Source organism: Methylorubrum sp. B1-46, from assembly GCF_021117295.1.
Classification (GTDB): domain Bacteria; phylum Pseudomonadota; class Alphaproteobacteria; order Rhizobiales; family Beijerinckiaceae; genus Methylobacterium.
On sequence record NZ_CP088247.1, the window covers coordinates 5,166,627 to 5,183,083 of the forward strand.

The 16,457-nt window shown below is 69.9% G+C and carries 16 protein-coding genes; 12 read left to right on the forward strand and 4 right to left on the reverse strand.

Translation table 11 applies throughout. From position 1 onward, the window contains the following. Nucleotides 1–93: 93 nt before the first annotated feature. A complete protein-coding gene (locus LPC10_RS23960) occupies nt 94–864 on the forward strand; it encodes a potassium channel family protein (RefSeq protein ID WP_231347136.1) in 771 nt (256 codons plus the stop codon). A gap of 117 nt (nt 865–981) precedes the next feature. Further along, nucleotides 982–1,509: a DUF421 domain-containing protein gene (locus LPC10_RS23965; protein WP_231344740.1), complete on the forward strand. Its 528-nt coding sequence runs from the start codon at nt 982–984 to the stop codon at nt 1,507–1,509. Between the two features lie 11 nt (nt 1,510–1,520). Here LPC10_RS23965 and LPC10_RS23970 read toward each other — a convergent pair whose 3' ends face one another. Next, nucleotides 1,521–2,789, reverse strand: coding sequence for a DNA polymerase IV (locus LPC10_RS23970; RefSeq protein WP_231344741.1), 1,269 nt, complete (start codon nt 2,787–2,789; stop codon nt 1,521–1,523). Between the two features lie 87 nt (nt 2,790–2,876). Here LPC10_RS23970 and LPC10_RS23975 point away from each other — a divergent pair, with 87 nt between their 5' ends. After that, nucleotides 2,877–3,698: a cobalt-precorrin-6A reductase gene (locus LPC10_RS23975; protein ID WP_231344742.1), complete on the forward strand. Its 822-nt coding sequence runs from the start codon at nt 2,877–2,879 to the stop codon at nt 3,696–3,698. A gap of 71 nt (nt 3,699–3,769) precedes the next feature. Continuing rightward, on the forward strand, nt 3,770–5,227 hold the full coding sequence (locus LPC10_RS23980) for a cobyric acid synthase (RefSeq protein ID WP_231344743.1): 1,458 nt from the start codon (nt 3,770–3,772) through the stop codon (nt 5,225–5,227). Between the two features lie 6 nt (nt 5,228–5,233). Here LPC10_RS23980 and cbiB read toward each other — a convergent pair whose 3' ends face one another. After that, entirely contained in the window at nt 5,234–6,235 is a 1,002-nt protein-coding gene (gene cbiB / locus LPC10_RS23985) for an adenosylcobinamide-phosphate synthase CbiB (protein WP_231344744.1), read from the reverse strand. 41 nt (nt 6,236–6,276) lie between these two features. Here cbiB and cobD point away from each other — a divergent pair, with 41 nt between their 5' ends. Next, complete coding sequence (gene cobD, locus LPC10_RS23990; RefSeq protein ID WP_231344745.1) at nt 6,277–7,254, forward strand: threonine-phosphate decarboxylase CobD; 978 nt, start codon at nt 6,277–6,279, stop codon at nt 7,252–7,254. Here cobD and LPC10_RS23995 read toward each other — a convergent pair. Next, on the reverse strand, nt 7,247–8,431 hold the full coding sequence (locus LPC10_RS23995) for an MFS transporter (RefSeq protein WP_231344747.1): 1,185 nt from the start codon (nt 8,429–8,431) through the stop codon (nt 7,247–7,249). The genes cobD and LPC10_RS23995 overlap by 8 nt on opposite strands. 327 nt (nt 8,432–8,758) lie before the next feature. Between LPC10_RS23995 and LPC10_RS24000 the strand changes: the two genes are divergently transcribed. From LPC10_RS24000 to LPC10_RS24010, 3 genes are all read left to right on the forward strand, one after another. Further along, nucleotides 8,759–8,962, forward strand: a complete 204-nt coding sequence (locus LPC10_RS24000) for a hypothetical protein (protein WP_108942594.1) — start codon at nt 8,759–8,761, stop codon at nt 8,960–8,962. A 187-nt stretch (nt 8,963–9,149) separates the two neighbouring features. Next, nucleotides 9,150–10,559 carry a malonyl-CoA decarboxylase gene (locus LPC10_RS24005; protein WP_231344749.1) on the forward strand — a complete coding sequence of 470 codons (1,410 nt, stop codon included), beginning with the start codon at nt 9,150–9,152 and terminating at the stop codon, nt 10,557–10,559. A 140-nt stretch (nt 10,560–10,699) separates the two neighbouring features. After that, nucleotides 10,700–11,056: a CsbD family protein gene (locus LPC10_RS24010; protein WP_108942596.1), complete on the forward strand. Its 357-nt coding sequence runs from the start codon at nt 10,700–10,702 to the stop codon at nt 11,054–11,056. A 48-nt stretch (nt 11,057–11,104) separates the two neighbouring features. Here LPC10_RS24010 and LPC10_RS24015 read toward each other — a convergent pair whose 3' ends face one another. Beyond that, entirely contained in the window at nt 11,105–11,890 is a 786-nt protein-coding gene (locus LPC10_RS24015; RefSeq protein ID WP_231344750.1) for a 3-hydroxybutyrate dehydrogenase, read from the reverse strand. 215 nt (nt 11,891–12,105) lie between these two features. Here LPC10_RS24015 and LPC10_RS24020 point away from each other — a divergent pair, with 215 nt between their 5' ends. The 4 genes from LPC10_RS24020 to ppk2 all read left to right on the forward strand — a co-directional run bounded on the left by LPC10_RS24020 (nt 12,106) and on the right by ppk2 (nt 16,399). Beyond that, on the forward strand, nt 12,106–13,059 hold the full coding sequence (locus tag LPC10_RS24020) for an acetyl-CoA carboxylase carboxyltransferase subunit alpha (protein WP_231347137.1): 954 nt from the start codon (nt 12,106–12,108) through the stop codon (nt 13,057–13,059). Further along, on the forward strand, nt 13,056–13,781 hold the full coding sequence (locus tag LPC10_RS24025) for a DUF1796 family putative cysteine peptidase (protein WP_231344751.1): 726 nt from the start codon (nt 13,056–13,058) through the stop codon (nt 13,779–13,781). The genes LPC10_RS24020 and LPC10_RS24025 overlap by 4 nt, the downstream gene beginning before the upstream one ends. A 148-nt stretch (nt 13,782–13,929) precedes the next feature. After that, nucleotides 13,930–15,315 (forward strand): murein L,D-transpeptidase family protein, encoded by a 1,386-nt coding sequence (locus LPC10_RS24030; protein WP_231344753.1) that lies wholly within the window; start codon nt 13,930–13,932, stop codon nt 15,313–15,315. 193 nt (nt 15,316–15,508) lie between these two features. Next, entirely contained in the window at nt 15,509–16,399 is an 891-nt protein-coding gene (gene ppk2 / locus LPC10_RS24035; protein ID WP_231344755.1) for a polyphosphate kinase 2, read from the forward strand. The last annotated feature ends 58 nt before the right edge of the window (nt 16,400–16,457 follow it).

Below are 16,457 nucleotides of genomic sequence, written 5' to 3' on the forward strand. Positions count from 1 at the left end.
GATCGTCGATGCGAAATCGGCGGCGGATCGGGCTGAGCCCGAGGAACGTTCATGCTGCCGGAGCCCCGAGCGGCGGCGGCAGCGTGTGGCGAGATGGCGGGCCTGAGGCAGAGTCTGCGGGAGCTCTACGAGGGAAGCAGTGACCGCGCGCATCGCTTCCGCTACGGCCTTCTCGCCTTCGATCTCGCCACCCTCCTGTTCATCATCGTCTCCTCGTTTCTTCCCCGGCCGCCGCTGATCGAGGGGATCGACGTGGTGATCGGTGTGGCCGTCGCCGCCGACTTCGTCTCACGGCTGGCGATCTGCCCGCGACCGGCACGCGAATTCCTGCGGCCGACGACCTGGGCGGACGCGGCGGCGATCGCCTCCTTCCTTGCACCCATCGTCGGTGAGGGAGCCGGCTTTCTGCGCATCCTGCGCACGCTCCGGCTGCTGCGGACCTACCAATTGCTCGACCGGCTGAGAGCGGACTTCCCGTTCTTCCGCCGCAACGAGGAGGTGATCATCGCGGTGGTGAACCTCGCGGTGTTCATCTTCATCATGACGAGCCTCGTCTACGCGACGCAGCACGGCTCGAACCCGAACATCGGCAACTACGTCGATGCGCTGTACTTCACCGTCACCTCGCTGACGACGACGGGCTATGGCGATGTCACCCTGCAGGGCACGGGCGGCCGCCTGATCTCGGTCGTGGTGATGATCTGCGGCGTCACGCTGTTCCTGCGCCTCGCGCAGGTCCTGTTCCGGCCCTACAAGGTACGCTTCCCCTGTCCCGCCTGCGGCTTGCAGCGGCACGAGCCGGACGCGGTGCACTGCAAGGCCTGCGGCACTCTGCTCAACATTCCCGACGAAGGGGCGGATTGAGCCGCATCGGCCCGAGACCCTGATGCGTTTCTCGTCGAATGACCGCCGTTCCCTGCGCGCGCAGCGACGCGATGGGCGCACGGTCGTCCCAGGCGGTTGAGCGAGGCGGAGGGGCGAATGCCCGATTGGCGAGCATTGGTCGTGCCGGAGCACTCCCTGCTGGAGATCGCCCTGCGCGGTACCGTCATGTACCTCGCGCTGTTCCTCATCATGCGCTTCGTCATGCAGCGCCAGGCGGGCGCCGTGAGCCTTGCCGACCTGCTGGTCATCGTCCTGATCGCCGACGTCTCGCAGAACGCCTTCTCCAACGAGTACAAGTCGCTGACCGAGGGCATCCTACTGGTGCTGACGATCGTCGGGTGGAACTACGCCATCGACTGGATCGCCTTCCGCTTTCCCGCCTTCGAGCGCTTCATGACGCCGAAGCGGCTCCCCCTCGTCGTCGATGGCCGCATCTGCTGGCGGAACATGCGTCGCGAGATGATCACGCATTCCGAACTCATGACCCAGCTGCGCCTGCAGGGAGTCGACGACCCGGCCCTCGTGCGGCTCGCCTCGCTGGAGGGGGACGGCAGCATCAGCGTGATCCGCTGCGACGGCGAGGAGACCGCGCCCGGGCCGCAGGACCGCCGGGAGCCGGCCTGAGCCCCGCGACCTCAAGCCCTGGGCTTTGCCGGCTCCGTCCGTCGCCGCTCCGGTTCGCCGGTGAAGACGAGGCCGCGTTGGATCGCCCCGCTGCCGAACTTCTCGCGCAGCCGGTCGAGGGCCGCCTCCCGGCGGGCGACGCGCTCGATGCCCTGATCGGCGAGGTCGCCGCGGTCGGCGTGGATCGCGCCGCAGAGATCGCCGCCGCCGATGCCGATCAGCCGAAAGGCAGTGCCGTCGCAGGCCGCCCGGAGCATCGGTTCGCCCTCGTGAAACAGCCGGTCGGCGAGCTGCGTCGGTTTGAGGCCGCCGCGGGTGCGGGTGCGCAGCCGGAACCGCGCATCCTTCAGCTTCAGCGTGACGCTGCCGGCGGCGAGTTCCGCCCGCTTCAGCCGGGCCGAGACCTTCTCGCACAACTGCCACAGGATCGGCCGCAGATCCTCGAACCGGGTGAGATCGGTCGAGAAGGTCGTCTCGGCCGAGACGCTCTTGGCCTCGCGGGTCGGGCGCACCGGCCGCCGGTCGCGGCCGGCCGCGAGATCGATCAGACGCAGGCCGTCACGGCCGAGTGAGGCCTGCAGGCGCACCGGATCGGCGCGCAGGATGTCGCCGACCCGGTGGATGTTGAGCGCGGCGAGCCGGTTGCGGGCGCTCTCGCCGATGCCGGGCAAGATGCCGACGGGCTTGTCGGCGAGGAAGGCGGCGGCCTCTTCGCCACTGACAATCGAGAAGCCGCGGGGCTTGTCGAGGTCCGAGGCGATCTTGGCCAGGAACTTGTTGGCGGACAGGCCCACCGAGACGGTGATGCCGACCTCCGCCTCGACCCGCGCGGCGAAGCGGGCGAGCGTCAGGGCCGGGCTCGTGCCGTGCAAGCGTTCGGTCCCAGACAGATCGAGAAACGCTTCGTCGATGGAGACGGGCTCGACCAGCGGCGTCAGCGCCAGCATCATCGCCCGCACCTCGCGCCCGACGCGGGCATACTTCTCCATGTCGGGCCGCAGCACGGTGGCGTCGGGGCAGCGCTTCAACGCCTCGAACATCGGCATGGCCGAGCGCACGCCGGAGATCCGCGCAAGGTAGCAGGCGGTGGAGACGACGCCGCGCTTGCCCCCGCCGATGATGAGCGGCCTGTCCCGCAGCGACGGGTCGTCGCGCTTTTCGATCGCGGCGTAGAAGGCATCGCAATCGACATGGGCGATGGTGAGCCCGTCGCGGGCCGGGTGGGTGAGCAGCCGCGGTGAGCCGCAGCCGCGGCAGCGCAGGGCGCCCACGGCTTGCATCGTCAGGCAATCGCGGCAGAAGGGTCTCACGTCGAAAACCTTGCCCGACCTGTGCCGGGCTGATCGCGGGCGAGACAGGTTGTACGAATGTCCGGGGCCGCCGACCAGGGTTCTTCCGCCGGCCATCCAAAGCCGAATCCCGGTCCACGCCCAATGCGGGTGCTCGTGCTCGGCGGCACGACCGAGGCGAGCGCGCTCGTCGCCCGGCTCGCTCCCGAGACGGACTTCGCGGTGACGCTCTCCCTCGCCGGCCGCACCGCGGCGCCGCGGCCTGAGCCGGTGCCGATGCGCGTCGGCGGGTTCGGCGGTGCCGAGGGGTTGGCAAGATGGCTGACCGAGAACGGCATTGAGGCAGTGATCGACGCGACCCATCCCTTCGCCGCGCGGATCTCGGCCAATGCCGCTGCGGCCTGCCGGGCCGCCGCCGTTCCGCTGCTCGCCCTGCGCCGCCCGGCCTGGGAGCGGCAGCCCGGCGACGACTGGACCGAGGCCGCGAGCGTACCGGCCTGCCTCGATGCGCTCGGGCCGGCGCCGCGAACGGTGTTCCTCACCATTGGCCGGCAGGAGCTGTCCGCCTTTGCTCCCGCCCCGCAGCACGCCTACGTCGTGCGCACCATCGAGCCGGTCGGCGATGCGCTGCCGGTGCCGAACCTCGTGACGGTGAGCGCCCGCGGCCCCTTCGCGCTCGCGGACGAGATCCGCTTCATGCGCGAGTCGCGGATCGAGGTGCTGGTAACGAAGAATTCCGGTGGCGCGGCGACCTATCCGAAGATCGAGGCGGCGCGCCGGCTGGGCTTGCCGGTGGTGATCGTCGCCCGCCCTGCCCTGCCCGACGTTCCCGCCGTCTCCGACCCTGCGGGCGCGCTGGGCTGGCTGAGGAGCGAACGCGGGCGACCCCGGCTCGCATAGATCCGGCTCGACGCTGGCCGCCGCCGGTGCCATGGCAGGCGCATGCCCGCGCTCGACACGAAGAACCGCCCATGACCCGCGCCCTGATGATCCAGGGGACCGGGTCCGATGTCGGCAAATCGCTGCTGGTGGCGGGGCTCGCCCGCGCCTTCACCCGGCGCGGCCTGACGGTGCGTCCGTTCAAGCCGCAGAACATGTCGAACAACGCCGCTGTCACCGCGGATGGCGGCGAGATCGGACGCGCCCAGGCGCTCCAGGCCCGCGCCGCGCGAGCGGCGCCGTCCGTCCATATGAACCCGGTGCTGCTCAAGCCGCAGAGCGAGGTCGGCGCACAGGTGGTGGTACAGGGCCGCATGATCGGCACCGCCAAGGCGCGCGAGTATCAGGCCTGGAAGCCGCGGCTGATGGAATCGGTGCTCGACAGCTTCGAGCGGCTGCGCGCCGAGGCCGACATCGTGCTCGTGGAGGGCGCCGGCTCGCCGGCCGAGGTGAACCTGCGCCAGGGCGACATCGCCAATATGGGCTTTGCCCGCGCCACGGGGACGCCGGTGGTGCTCGTCGGCGACATCGACCGGGGCGGCGTCATCGCCAGCCTCGTCGGCACGCAGGCCGTGCTGGAGCCGGACGACGCGGCGATGATCCGCGGCTTCATCGTCAACCGCTTTCGCGGCGACCCGACGCTGTTTGCCGACGGCATGGCCCTGATTGCCGCGCGCACCGGTTGGTCGCCGTTCGGCCTCGTGCCGTTCTTTCCCGACGCCGCCCGCCTCCCGCCGGAGGATGCGGTGGCGCTCGAAGCGCCGCAGGCCCACCGCGACGGCGCCGGGCCGCTGATCGCGGTGCTGCGCTTTCCCCACATCGCCAATTTCGACGACCTCGACCCGCTGCGGCAGGAACCCGGCGTCGGCGTGGTCTTCGTGCCGCCCGGCAAGGCGGTTCCGGCGGAAGCCGACCTCATCATTCTGCCCGGCTCGAAGACCACGATCGACGATCTCGATTGCCTGCGCGCGCAAGGGTGGGACATCGACATCCGCGCGCATCTGCGCCGCGGGCGGCGGGTACTGGGACTGTGCGGCGGCTATCAGATGCTCGGTCGCTCCATTGCCGATCCGCAGGGCATCGAGGGGGCACCGCGCAACTTGCCGGGCCTCGGCCTGCTCGACATTGAGACGGTGATGACGGACGCCAAGCGCCTTCTCGCCGTCACCGGCACGACGCTCGCGGACGGCGTGCCGTTCTCCGGCTACGAGATGCATGTCGGCGACACCGCCGGGCCGGACACCGCCCGGCCCCTGCTGCACTTTTCCGACGGCCGGGCCGACGGGGCGGTCTCCCCCGACGGGCTCGTCGCCGGCACCTATGTCCACGGCCTGTTCGCCGACGACCGCCAGCGCGCCGCCTGGCTCGCCCGGCTCGGCGCCGCGCCGGGCCTCACCCGCTACGAGGCGGGCATCGAAGCGGTGCTCGACGCCTTCGCCGACCATCTGGAGGCGCATCTCGACTGCAACGGGCTGCTGCAGTTGCGCTGAGCACGGCTACCGGCCGAAGGTGAGCCAGATCCCGGTTCCGGCAACGACCAGTGTGAATTGCAGCGCGCAGGCGGTTCGGTAGAGCTTCAACGCGCGCACGATGTCGTCGGCGTTGGCCTCCGCCCGTCCGTCGCCCATCCAGGCGTCCTCGACGCGGGTGGCGCCGTAGATGCGCGGGCCGGCGAGCCGCAGGCCGAGCGCGCCAGCCATCGCCGCCTCCGGCCAGCCGGCATTCGGCGAGCGGTGATGGCCCGCATCGCGGCGGATCGCCCGCCACGCACCCTTGGCGGAGACGTCCCGGCTCAGGGCCGCGGACACGACCAGCAGCAGCGCCGTGAGCCGCGAGGCCGGCAGGTTGACGAGGTCGTCCAGGCGGGCGGAAGCCCAGCCGAAGGCCTCGTAGCGTGGGGTGCGATGACCGATCATGCTGTCGGCCGTGTTGATGGCCTTGTAGAGCGCGCCGCCGGTCAGGCCGCCCGCGCCGATCCAGACGGCCGGCGCGACGATGCCGTCGGAAAAATTTTCCGCCAGGCTCTCGATCGCCGCCCGGCACACCGCTGCCTCGTCGAGGCTGTCGGGATTGCGCCCGACGATCATCGAGACGGCTGTGCGACCGCCGGAAAGTCCCTCCGTCCGCAGGGCGGCGGAGACGCGCCGGACATGGACGAACAGGCTGCGCTGCGCCGGCAGGCTCGCGGCGAGAAGGGCCAGGAGGATCACGCCGGCACCTTGGCCCGCGAGCGCGGCGAGTGCGGTCAGGGCCAGGGAAACGGCGGCCGTGACCGTGAGCAGGAGCATGAGCGCCAGAACACCGCCGAGCCGGCGCGCGGCAGGGCTGCCCCGGTTCAGCCCGCGCTCCAGCCCGGCGATCAGCCGGCCGATCCAGGTGACAGGGTGGCCGAGCGCCCTGTAGAGGCGGTCGGGATAGCCGGCCAAGGCCTCGATCAGCAAGGCGAGCGCCAGGATGCCGAGGGTGTCGGGCGGATGGGTCAGGGCGATCCAGGACATCGTGGGCGGGGTCGGTGCGGGGCGGAAGGGACGGAGGCGAGGTGCGGGAGGACGGTGCAAAGGAAGCAATCGCGCATGGTGGCGATCTCGACGCCGCCCGCCGGCTGTTCCCGGACGCGCCCGAGCCGTGGCTCGACCTGTCGACCGGCATCAACCCGGTGCCCTATCCGCTGCCGCCGCTCGAAGCCAGTGTCCTGCACCGCCTGCCCTCCCCCGGCGACCTTGCCCGGCTCAAGGCTGCGGCGGCGGCGGCCTACGGCGCGCCGGGGCCCGACCATGTCGCAGCCGCGCCCGGCACGCAGATCCTGATCGAGACCCTTCCGCGGCTCCTGCCACCCGCCCGCGTTGCCGTGGTCGGGCCGACCTATGCCGAGCACGCCGCCGCCTGGACCCGCTCCGGCCATGATGTGCGGATGGTGGACGATCCGGCCGAGGCCGCGGAGGCCGACATTCTGGTCGCGGTGAGCCCCAACAATCCCGACGGGCGTGTGTTCTCGGTCGAGGCGCTGGCACAGGCCTGCACGGGCCTCGTGGTGCTCGATCAGGCCTTCGCCGACTTGGAGACGGTGGAGGCGGCCTCTCCGCGGCCCGGCCTCGTGGTGCTGCGCTCGTTCGGCAAGACCTACGGGCTCGCCGGTTTGCGGCTCGGTTTCGCGCTTGCCGAGCCGGACTTGGCGCGGCGCATCGAGACCGCCTTGGGGCCGTGGGCCGTCTCGGGGCCGGCCATCGCCGCCGGTCTCGCGGCGCTGCCGGACGCTGCATGGCGCTGCGAGGCCGCCGCGGCGCGGTCGCAGGACGCGGCCCGCCTCGACCGGATGATCGCGCGGGCCGGGGGGCGCATCGTCGGCGGCACCGCCCTGTTCCGCACGGCGGATTTTCCCGACGGACCCGGCCTGTTCCGGGCGCTCGGCGCGGCCGGGATCTATGTGCGGCGGTTCACGGAGGCGCCGGCGCGGCTGCGCTTCGGTCTGCCCCCCGATAAGGCGGCGTGGTGCCGCCTCTCTCGGGTGCTCAGGTAGGCCGCGATCGGCCGCCGAGCCAGGACACGGCCAGGGCGGCCAGCGCGAAGGCCCCGCCGACGGCGCAGACGCCGGGCCAGCCCGCCAGCAGGAAGGCCCGCGAGCCGAGGAAGGCGCCGGCCGCCCCACCGATGAAGATTGCGGTGAACAGCACAGTGTTGATCCGCCCGCGCGCGCCCGGCGCAAGGGCGTAGGCGCGGGTCTGGTTGGCGATCAGCGCGCCGTTGATGCCGATGTCGAGGAGCAGCACGCCCGCACCAATGGCGACGAGCGAGACCTGTCCGGCGAGCGCCAGCACGACGAAGGCCGCCGCGACGAAGGCGCTGCCGGCGATCACCACCGGCCGGGCGCCGCGGCGGTCGCTGTAGCGGCCGGAATAGGGGGCGATCAGCGCCCCCGCGACGCCGATGACGCCGAACAGCCCCGCGCCGGCCGCGGTGAGGTCGAAGGGCGGCGCCTCGACGAGGAGGGCCAGCGTCGCCCAGAAGGCGTTGAAACTGGCAAACAGCAGCGCCTGCGACAGGCTGGCGTTGCGAAGGACCGGCTGACTGCGCACGAGATGCAGAAGCGAGGTCATCAGCGCGCGGTAGCGCAGGCGCCGGGTCGGCGCGCTGCGCGGGAGGGTGCGCAGCGCCACCCCGGCCATTACCACGGCAAGGCCGGCGGCGGCGAAGAACACCGCGCGCCAGCCGAACTGCGCGCCGACGAAGCCGCTCACGGTGCGGGCAAGCAGGATGCCGGAGAGCAGGCCCGTCATCACGCCGCCGACGATCCGACCCCGGCTCGCATCGGGCGCGAGTTCGGCGGCGAAGGGCACCGCCTGCTGCGCCGCGCAGGCGAGCACGCCGATGACGAGGCTCGACGCCGCGAGCACCGCAAGATTCGGGCTGAGTGCGGCGACGACCAGCGCTGCGGCGAGACCGAGCAATTGCCAGACGATGAGGTCGCGCCGCGGCAAGGCGTCGCCCAGCGGCACGAGAAACAGGATGCCGAGGCCGTAGCCGACGAGGCTGGCGGTCGGCACGAGCAGCGCCGCTCGCTCGCCGAGCTCGGTGACGAGGACCGCGAGCAGCGGCTGATTGTAGTAGATGTTGGCGACCGCACCGCCTGCGATCAGGGTCAGTCCGATTCGCGTCGTGGTCGACAGGGCGCGCCCGTCGCTCGCGCCGCCGCTCATCGGCGCGGGGCCGCCGGCACGGGGGAACGGCCCCGTGGGGCGCTGAGAGGCGAAACGGTCTGCATGGATCGCCCCATACGGCAGGCCGCGGCCGTAAGACCAGCCCCTGACCGTCGGACAGCTCTGCACTTGCCGCGCGGCAGAGTGTCCACCCCCGTTCAGATATCCAGTGGTAGCATGCCCGCGCCGTCACACCCATATGAAGGGTTGTATGGAAAAGGCACAGCCTTTGCAGCGGCTTGGCCGGGCAGGCAGTTGCGGATGGGCGCGCAATGGCGCACATCTTCTGCAAGCGCCTGGCAGCCGCTTCAACAGAAGGAGTCGTGTATGCCGAACTACCGCGTCCACTTCGCGAAGCAGATCCTCGGAGTGCCCTTCACGGTCGGCTTCGTGGAGATCGCCCGTGCACGCGATCCGGAGCGCGCACTGAAGGCAGCGGAGATCCGCTTTGCCCGCGCGCGCGGCGTGACCGACTGGCGTGAGCGGGCCGATACGGTGGATCTTGCGGCCCCTGCGGAGGCGGAACTCTAGCAGCGCCTGCCGTTCCGTTGGGGAACGCGTCGAGACTCGTCACGTCCAGCGGGCTCGCATCGTCGGCGTAGCGAAGCGGGGTTGCCACACCCCGTACGTCTGGCGTCGACGCGATGCAGGCCCTAGGTTCCGGAAACAGCCGAGCCTGTGACGGGGCGGCTCGACAGATCCAGGGGCTTGTTCGGTCATGGCGGCGATCTCGTTCCTCGGTGATCTCATCCAGACCATCAGCGATCGGGGCCGCGATCTCATCGGCCTGGCGCGCACCGACCTTGCGCGGACGGCCAACCCGGCCGACCTTGCGCGACTCTGCGAGGATCTGATCTCCCGAAGGGGCGAGGCCTCCGGGGTGGCGCTGGCCCGGCTGATCCTCGACCGCTACGCCGTCTTTCCGTTGGAAGAGCGGCTTGCCTTCCTCGAACATATCGCGACCGAGTTCGGCGCCGACCACGATGCGGTCGATGCAGCCATCGCGTCCTACCGCGCCGAGCCGACGCGGGCCCGCCTCGGAATGCTTCACGTGGCGGCCGAGCCCCGTTCTCAGGAACTGATCCGGCGCCTGAACCTTGCCCGCGGCGGCACCCTGGCGCTGGTGCGCATGCGCGAGGATCTGTTCGCCCTGCGCAAGCACCTGAAGGAGCGCGAGGCTGCGCCGGACATCATCGACGCGGCAGCGAGCCTCGACAGCGATTTCGAGCATCTGTTCGCTTCCTGGTTCAACCGCGGCTTCCTGGTGCTGCGCCCGATCGACTGGTCAACGCCGGCGCACATCCTCGAAAAGATCATCCGCTACGAGGCGGTCCATGAAATCGCCGATTGGGACGAGCTGCGCCGCCGCATCCAGCCGACGGACCGGCGCTGCTTCGCTTTCTTCCACCCGGCCCTGCTCGATGAGCCGCTGATCTTCGTCGAGGTGGCGCTCACCAATGCGATCGCGCCGGCGATCCAGCCGATCCTCGCCGACGGCCGTGAGCCGGTGCCGGCGCGGGGAGCCACGACCGCGATCTTCTACTCGATCTCGAACTGCCAGAAGGGTTTGGCCGGCGTCACCTTCGGCAACTTCCTCATCAAGCAGGTGGTCGAGGATCTCGCCCGCGAGATTCCCTCGCTGAAGACCTTCGTGACGCTCTCGCCGGTGCCGGGCTTCCGCACCTGGCTCGACCGCGAGCGCGGCGCGGACGCGCCGCAGGGCCTGACCCGAGAGGACGTCGAGACGCTGCGCCTGCTCGACACCGAGGATTGGCGAACCGACAAGGCCAAGTGCGAGGCCGTGCGGCGGGCGATGCTTCCGGCGGCGGCGGCCTATTTCCTGCGCGCCAAGAACGAGCGGGGCCGCCCGCTCGATCCGGTCGCCCGCTTCCATCTCGGCAACGGCGCCCGGCTGGAGCGGGTGAACTTCCTCGGCGACACCTCGAAGAAGGGTCTCAAGCAGTCCTACGGGCTGATGGTGAACTACCTCTACGATCTCTCGGCGATCGAGAAGAACCACGAGACCTACGTCAATCTCGGCACCGTCGCGGCCTCCTCGGCGGTAAGCCGCGAGCTGCGCTCGAACCTGCCGCCCCCGCGGGCGGTCGCGCTCGCCGAAGCAGGGTAGCCAGCGGCCGGCTCAAGGCGTCGAGCCCCGCTTTTTCGCTGCGGCGCGGGACCGTTTCCGTCCTCGCACGTTCTCCTGACCGACGCCCGCTCAAAACTCTCAAGGTGGCGGGCCGGGTTTGGACAACGAGGAGTTTCGCCATGGTTGACACGGATCGCGTCGTCGGCGCTGCGAAGGATTTCGGTGGCCGGGCGCAGGGTGCGGTGGGCGACGCGCTCGGCTCGGACCGGGACTCGCTGGAAGGCCGCTATCGGGAGGCCGAGGGTCGGGCGCAGCGCATCTACGGTCAGGCGAAGGATACGGTGCGCGACATCGCCGACGATGTCGGCGGCTATGCCGAGGACGCCTACGACCGCGTCAGCCGCCACGGCGGCACCTATCTGCGCGACGGGCGCGAGCGGGTTCAGACCCAGGTCGGCGAGAACCCGTTCCTCGCGCTGCTGATCGCCGGCGCTGTCGGCTACGGCCTCGCTCTGCTGCTGCATTCGCGCCGCTGAACGACGCATCGGAGCGCGGCATTGGCCGCGCTCCGGTCTCAGGCGGCGCTACTGCGCCGTCCAGCCGCCGTCCATGGCGATGTTGGCGCCGGTGATCTGGCTGGCGCCGTCCGAGCACAGGAATACGGCAAGCGCCGCCACCTGATCGACGGTCACGAATTCCTTGGTCGGCTGCGCCTTGAGCAGCACGTCCTCGATCACCTGTTCCTTGGTCAGGCCGCGCGCCTTCATCGTGTCCGGGATCTGACTCTCGACCAGCGGCGTCCAGACATAGCCGGGCGAGATGCAGTTCACGGTGATGCCGTGGGTGGCGAGTTCGAGGGCGGCGGTCTTGGTCAGCCCGACGATGCCGTGCTTTGCCGCGACATAGGCGGACTTGAAGGGCGAGGCGACCATCGAGTGCGCCGAGGCCGTGTTGATGACCCGGCCCCAGCCCTTCGCCTTCATGTGCGGCACGGCCGCGCGCAGGGTGTGGAAGGCCGAGGAGAGATTGAGCGCGATGATCTGGTCCCACTTCTCGACCGGAAATTCCTCAATCGGCGAGACGTACTGCACGCCCGCGTTGTTCACGAGGATGTCGACGCTGCCGAACGTCTCGACCGAGAGTTCGATCAGTCCGCCGATCGCGTCGGGCTTGGTGAGGTCGGCGGGTGAGTAGGCAGCCTTGACGCCGAACTCGCTCTCGATGCCGCTGCGCGTCCGCTCGATCTCCTCGGGCTTGCCGAAGCCGTTGAGGACGACGTTCGCGCCCTCTTTCGCGAAGCTGCGCGCGATGGCGAGGCCGATGCCGCTCGTCGAGCCGGTGACGACGGCAGCTTTCCCTTTCAGGCTCATGAATTCCCTCCGGTGCGCGGGCCGCGCGGACCCTCTCGCTCATGGCTTGCCCCAACGCCTGCGCGAAGTCGATCTTGCTGCGTCGCACGCCCTGACGCTAAGCGGCGGTTGACACCCATGCCCGCTTCCCCGAACACCGCGCGCCAGCCCGCCGCAGGATGCCGGGCGGATGCACGGCTGCCGAACAAGAGTTGGACCGACGATCGATGGCGGTGATGCGCTCCTATCTCGACTTCGAGAAGCCCGTGGCGGAACTCGAAGCGAAGCTCGAGGAACTCAAGGCCCTGGGCCAGCGCGACGGCGCCGTCTCGATCAGCGAGGAAGTCGGCCGGCTCGAGGGCAAGGCGGCCCAGGCGCTCGTCGAGATCTACGCCGCGCTCACCCCCTGGCAGAAGACTCAGGTCGCCCGCCACCCGCAGCGGCCGCACTTCGTCGATTACTGCGCGGGCCTGATCGAGGAATTCACGCCGCTGGCCGGTGACCGCAGCTTCGGCGAGGACGAGGCGATCATCGGCGGCTTCGGGCGCTTCCGCGGCCGCCCGGTCTGCGTGATCGGCCAGGAAAAGGGCGCGACCACCGAGGCGCGCCTGCGGCATAATTTCGGCATGGCCCGCCCAGAGGGCTACCGCAAGGCGGTGCGCCTGATGGAAACCGCCGACCGCTTCGGGCTGCCGGTTCTCGCCTTTGTCGATACGGCCGGCGCTTTCCCCGGCATCGAGGCGGAGGAGCGCGGCCAGGCCGAGGCCATCGCCCGCTCCACCGAAGCCTGCCTCGCGCTCGGCGTGCCGAACGTCGCCGTCGTCATCGGCGAGGGCGGCTCGGGCGGGGCCATCGCGATCGCCACCGCCAACATGGTGCTGATGCTGGAGCACGCCATCTACAGCGTGATCTCGCCCGAGGGCGCCGCCTCGATCCTGTGGCGCGACCAGGGCCGCGCGCACGACGCCGCCACCGCCATGAAGATCACCGCGCAGGACCTGCTGCGCCTCGGCATCATCGACGCGATCGTGCCGGAAGCCACCGGCGGCGCCCACCGGGACCGTCAGGCGGCGCTCGACGCGACCGGCGAGGCCATCGCCCGCTCGCTCGCGGAGTTCGAGGGCCTGAGCCGCGACGAGATTCGCGATCGGCGGGCGCAGAAGTTTCTCGAGATCGGCCGCAAGCTGTGACGCGCGGCTTCGGCGCGGGCTTGCTCGACGGCCTGCGCCGCCTCGGCCGACGCGACACCCGAGAGCCCGGCCCCGTCAACCACATCTCGCTCGGCAGCCACTGCCATACCGCGCAGATTCTGAAGGGGCTCGGCCTGCGCACCTGGTCGGCCCCGTTCGACTGGATTTTCTCGTCGCCGGGCATGGTCCGCGACTGCCTCGCCGACGATTTTTCGGCGCTTCTCGACCGGCGACACTACGAGAGCACGCCCCTCGCCGAGCGGCAGGCGCCGAATGAAACCCGCTGCCGCCATCTCCTCTACCGGGACCGCCACGCGATCCCATTCGTGTTCAACCACCACGACCCGGCAACCAGCGACGAGGATTACCGCTTCCTGCAAGCCGGCGTGCGGCGGCTGCGCGCGGCTCTGGACCGGCCCGGCGCCCGAAACCGCTTCTATCTGATGACCGCTCTCCCCACCGAGGCGGCGACGGTGCATTCCATCCGCGACGCGCTCGTCGAGAGGGCGCAGGCGTGGGGTGCGGACAATCACCTCACGGTGCTTCAACTCCATCCGGGAGACGGTCGGGCCGCGAGCGTGCTCGAACAGGATTCGCATTTGGACTGGCTCAAGGTTGAGGTCCGTTCGGCCTCGGTCGGCCTCCGCTTTGCCGATCCAGCCGATGACGCCTTCGTGAAGGATCTGCTGCGGGCGTCCGGGCACGTTTCCGGGGAACCGTGACCGCCCTGCAACGCCTGTCCACAAAGTGGATGACTGGATTGCGGTAAGCTCCGGGTAAGCTTAGCGAGGCTATTGGGTTCGGGGAGTGACGTCCGCAAAAGGGCCGGAAGGCGCCCTGCGGGCAAGGACACGTAAGGACGGGTTCCCCATGGCTGTGCGTCCGTTTGTGGCGGCTGCTGCCGTTGCCCTGGCGATGACCCTCGGCGCCTGTCAGGACAGCGCCATGCTCGGCGGTGCCTCGACGCGCAGCCTGACGCCGATCCCGCCGCAGACGCTCGCGCTCATGCAGACCAAGGGCATGACCCAGTCCGACCCGATCCTGATCCGCGCCTTCAAGAAGGAAGCGGAGATGGAGGTGTGGAAGCGCGGCGCGAACGGCCAGTACGCGCTCCTGAAGACCTTCCCGATCTGCCGCTGGTCGGGCCAGCTCGGGCCCAAGCTGAAGCAGGGCGACCGCCAGGCCCCGGAGGGATTCTACACGATCACGCCGGGCCAGATGAACCCGAACTCCAGCTACTACCTGTCGTTCGACGTCGGCTACCCGAACGCCATCGACCGGGCCAAGGGCAGCACCGGCAATTACATCATGGTGCACGGCACCTGCTCGTCGTCGGGCTGCTTTGCCATGACCGACGCCTCGATGTCGGAGATCTACGCGATCGCCCGCGAGGCCTTCAACGGCGGCCAGCGCGCCTTCCAGTTTCAGTCCTACCCGTTTCGGATGACGGCTTCGAACATCGCCAAGTTCCGCAACGATCCCAACGCGCCGTTCTGGAAGAACCTCAAGGAGGGCTCGGACTATTTCGAGACCCTCAAGGAGGAGCCGCGGGTCGCGGCCTGCGGCACCCGGTATGTGTTCGGCGGGGCCGACGTGGCGGCGGGCAATTGCACGCCGCGGGTCGATCCGCTGGTCGCCGAGAAGCGCGACCGCGACAGCCACGAGGTCGCCGAGCTGATCGCCAAGGGCACGCCCGCGACCCGCGTCGTCTACGACGACGGCGGCCAGAACCCGGTCTTCCGTCCGCAGAAGCCGGAGAACCCGACCTTCGCCAGCCTGATCGAGAACGAGAAGGACAAGGAGAAGGAGCTGGCCTACACCGCCAAGGAGTATGGCCGCTACCATCTCGGCGAGGTCAGCCGGCCGGAGAGCCTCGCGCTCGGGCCGAACGAGTTCGAGGTCGACACCAAGGGCAAGCCCGTCCTCGTCGCGGCGGCCTCCAGCGACGCACCCGGCCCGACCAAGGCCGCGGCCGCCCGCAAGGAGCGGGAGAAGCCGGCGACGGTGGTCGCGGTGCGTGAAACGACCAAGGCGGGTGAAGCCAAGCCGGGTTCCACCAAGGCCAATCGCATCGCGGTTGCCGATGCCGACGGTGATGTGAGCGCCTTCAGCAAGGTGCTCGCCAAGAAGCCGGGCAAGGATGAGAAGCCGGGCAAGGACGAGAAGAGCGCCGAGGCCTCGAAGCCCAAGCCTGCGACCGCCGGCACCGCCAAGTCCCATGCCTCGGTGACCACCACGGGCTCCGTCCGCAACTGAGGCGGACCGCTCGAACCCGAGATCCTGTGACGGGTCGGGTCGAAGCGCTTCCTGTAGAAGGGTGATCGGGTATGGCGCCGATCGGCGCTTTTGCGCGGGCGCGGCTCGACGGCAGACCGGCCTCCTTCGCCGCTGTGTCACATGAGGATGCTCTAAGGCGTCGGGTACGACCCGACGACCGGACTGAGCCTCCATGCGCGACGACAGCCGCCCGAACCCCAGCGATTTCGAGGCGATCCGCCGGGAACTGGCCGACAGCTACGACGAGGAGCTGGAGCTCAGCTTCGACGAGGACCATGACGACGGTGAAGCGCCCTCCCGCCGCACCTATTTTCGCGAGTTGCTCCGGCTCCAGCACGAACTGGTCCGGCTCCAGGAGTGGGTGAAGACCGAGGGCCTGCGGGTCGTCGTGATCTTCGAGGGCCGCGATTCGGCCGGCAAGGGCGGCGTGATCAAGCGCATCACCCAGCGCCTCAATCCACGCATCTGCCGCGTGGCGGCTCTTCCCGCCCCGAACGAGCGCGAGCGCACGCAGTGGTATTTCCAGCGCTACGTCGCCCATCTGCCGGCCGCCGGCGAGCTCCTGCTGTTCGACCGCTCCTGGTACAACCGCGCCGGCGTCGAGCGCGTCATGGGTTTCTGCACCGAGGCCGAAGTCGAGGAGTTCTTCCGCTCGGTGTCCGAGTTCGAGCGCATGCTGGTGCGCTCAGGCATCCGGCTGGTGAAGTATTGGTTCTCGATCACCGATGCCGAGCAGGCCCTGCGCTTTCGGATGCGCATTGCCGATCCGCTCAAGCAGTGGAAGCTCTCGCCGATGGACGTCGAGTCGCGCCGCCGCTGGGAGGACTACACCCGCGCCAAGGAGGAGATGCTGGCGCGCACCCATATCCCGGAGGCGCCGTGGTGGGTGGTCGAGGCGGACAACAAGCGCCGCGCCCGCCTCAACTGCATCAGCCATCTGCTGGAGCAGATCCCCTACGGCCCCGTCGAGCATCCGCCGGTGGTGCTGCCGGACCGCGTGCGGCATGCCGACTACATCCGCGCGCCGATCTCGCCCGCGATGATCGTTCCCTCCCGCTACTGAGGCCTCCGGCCCGTCGAACCCATCGACAAAGCTGCGCGCATCGGGTACAGGCCCGGCC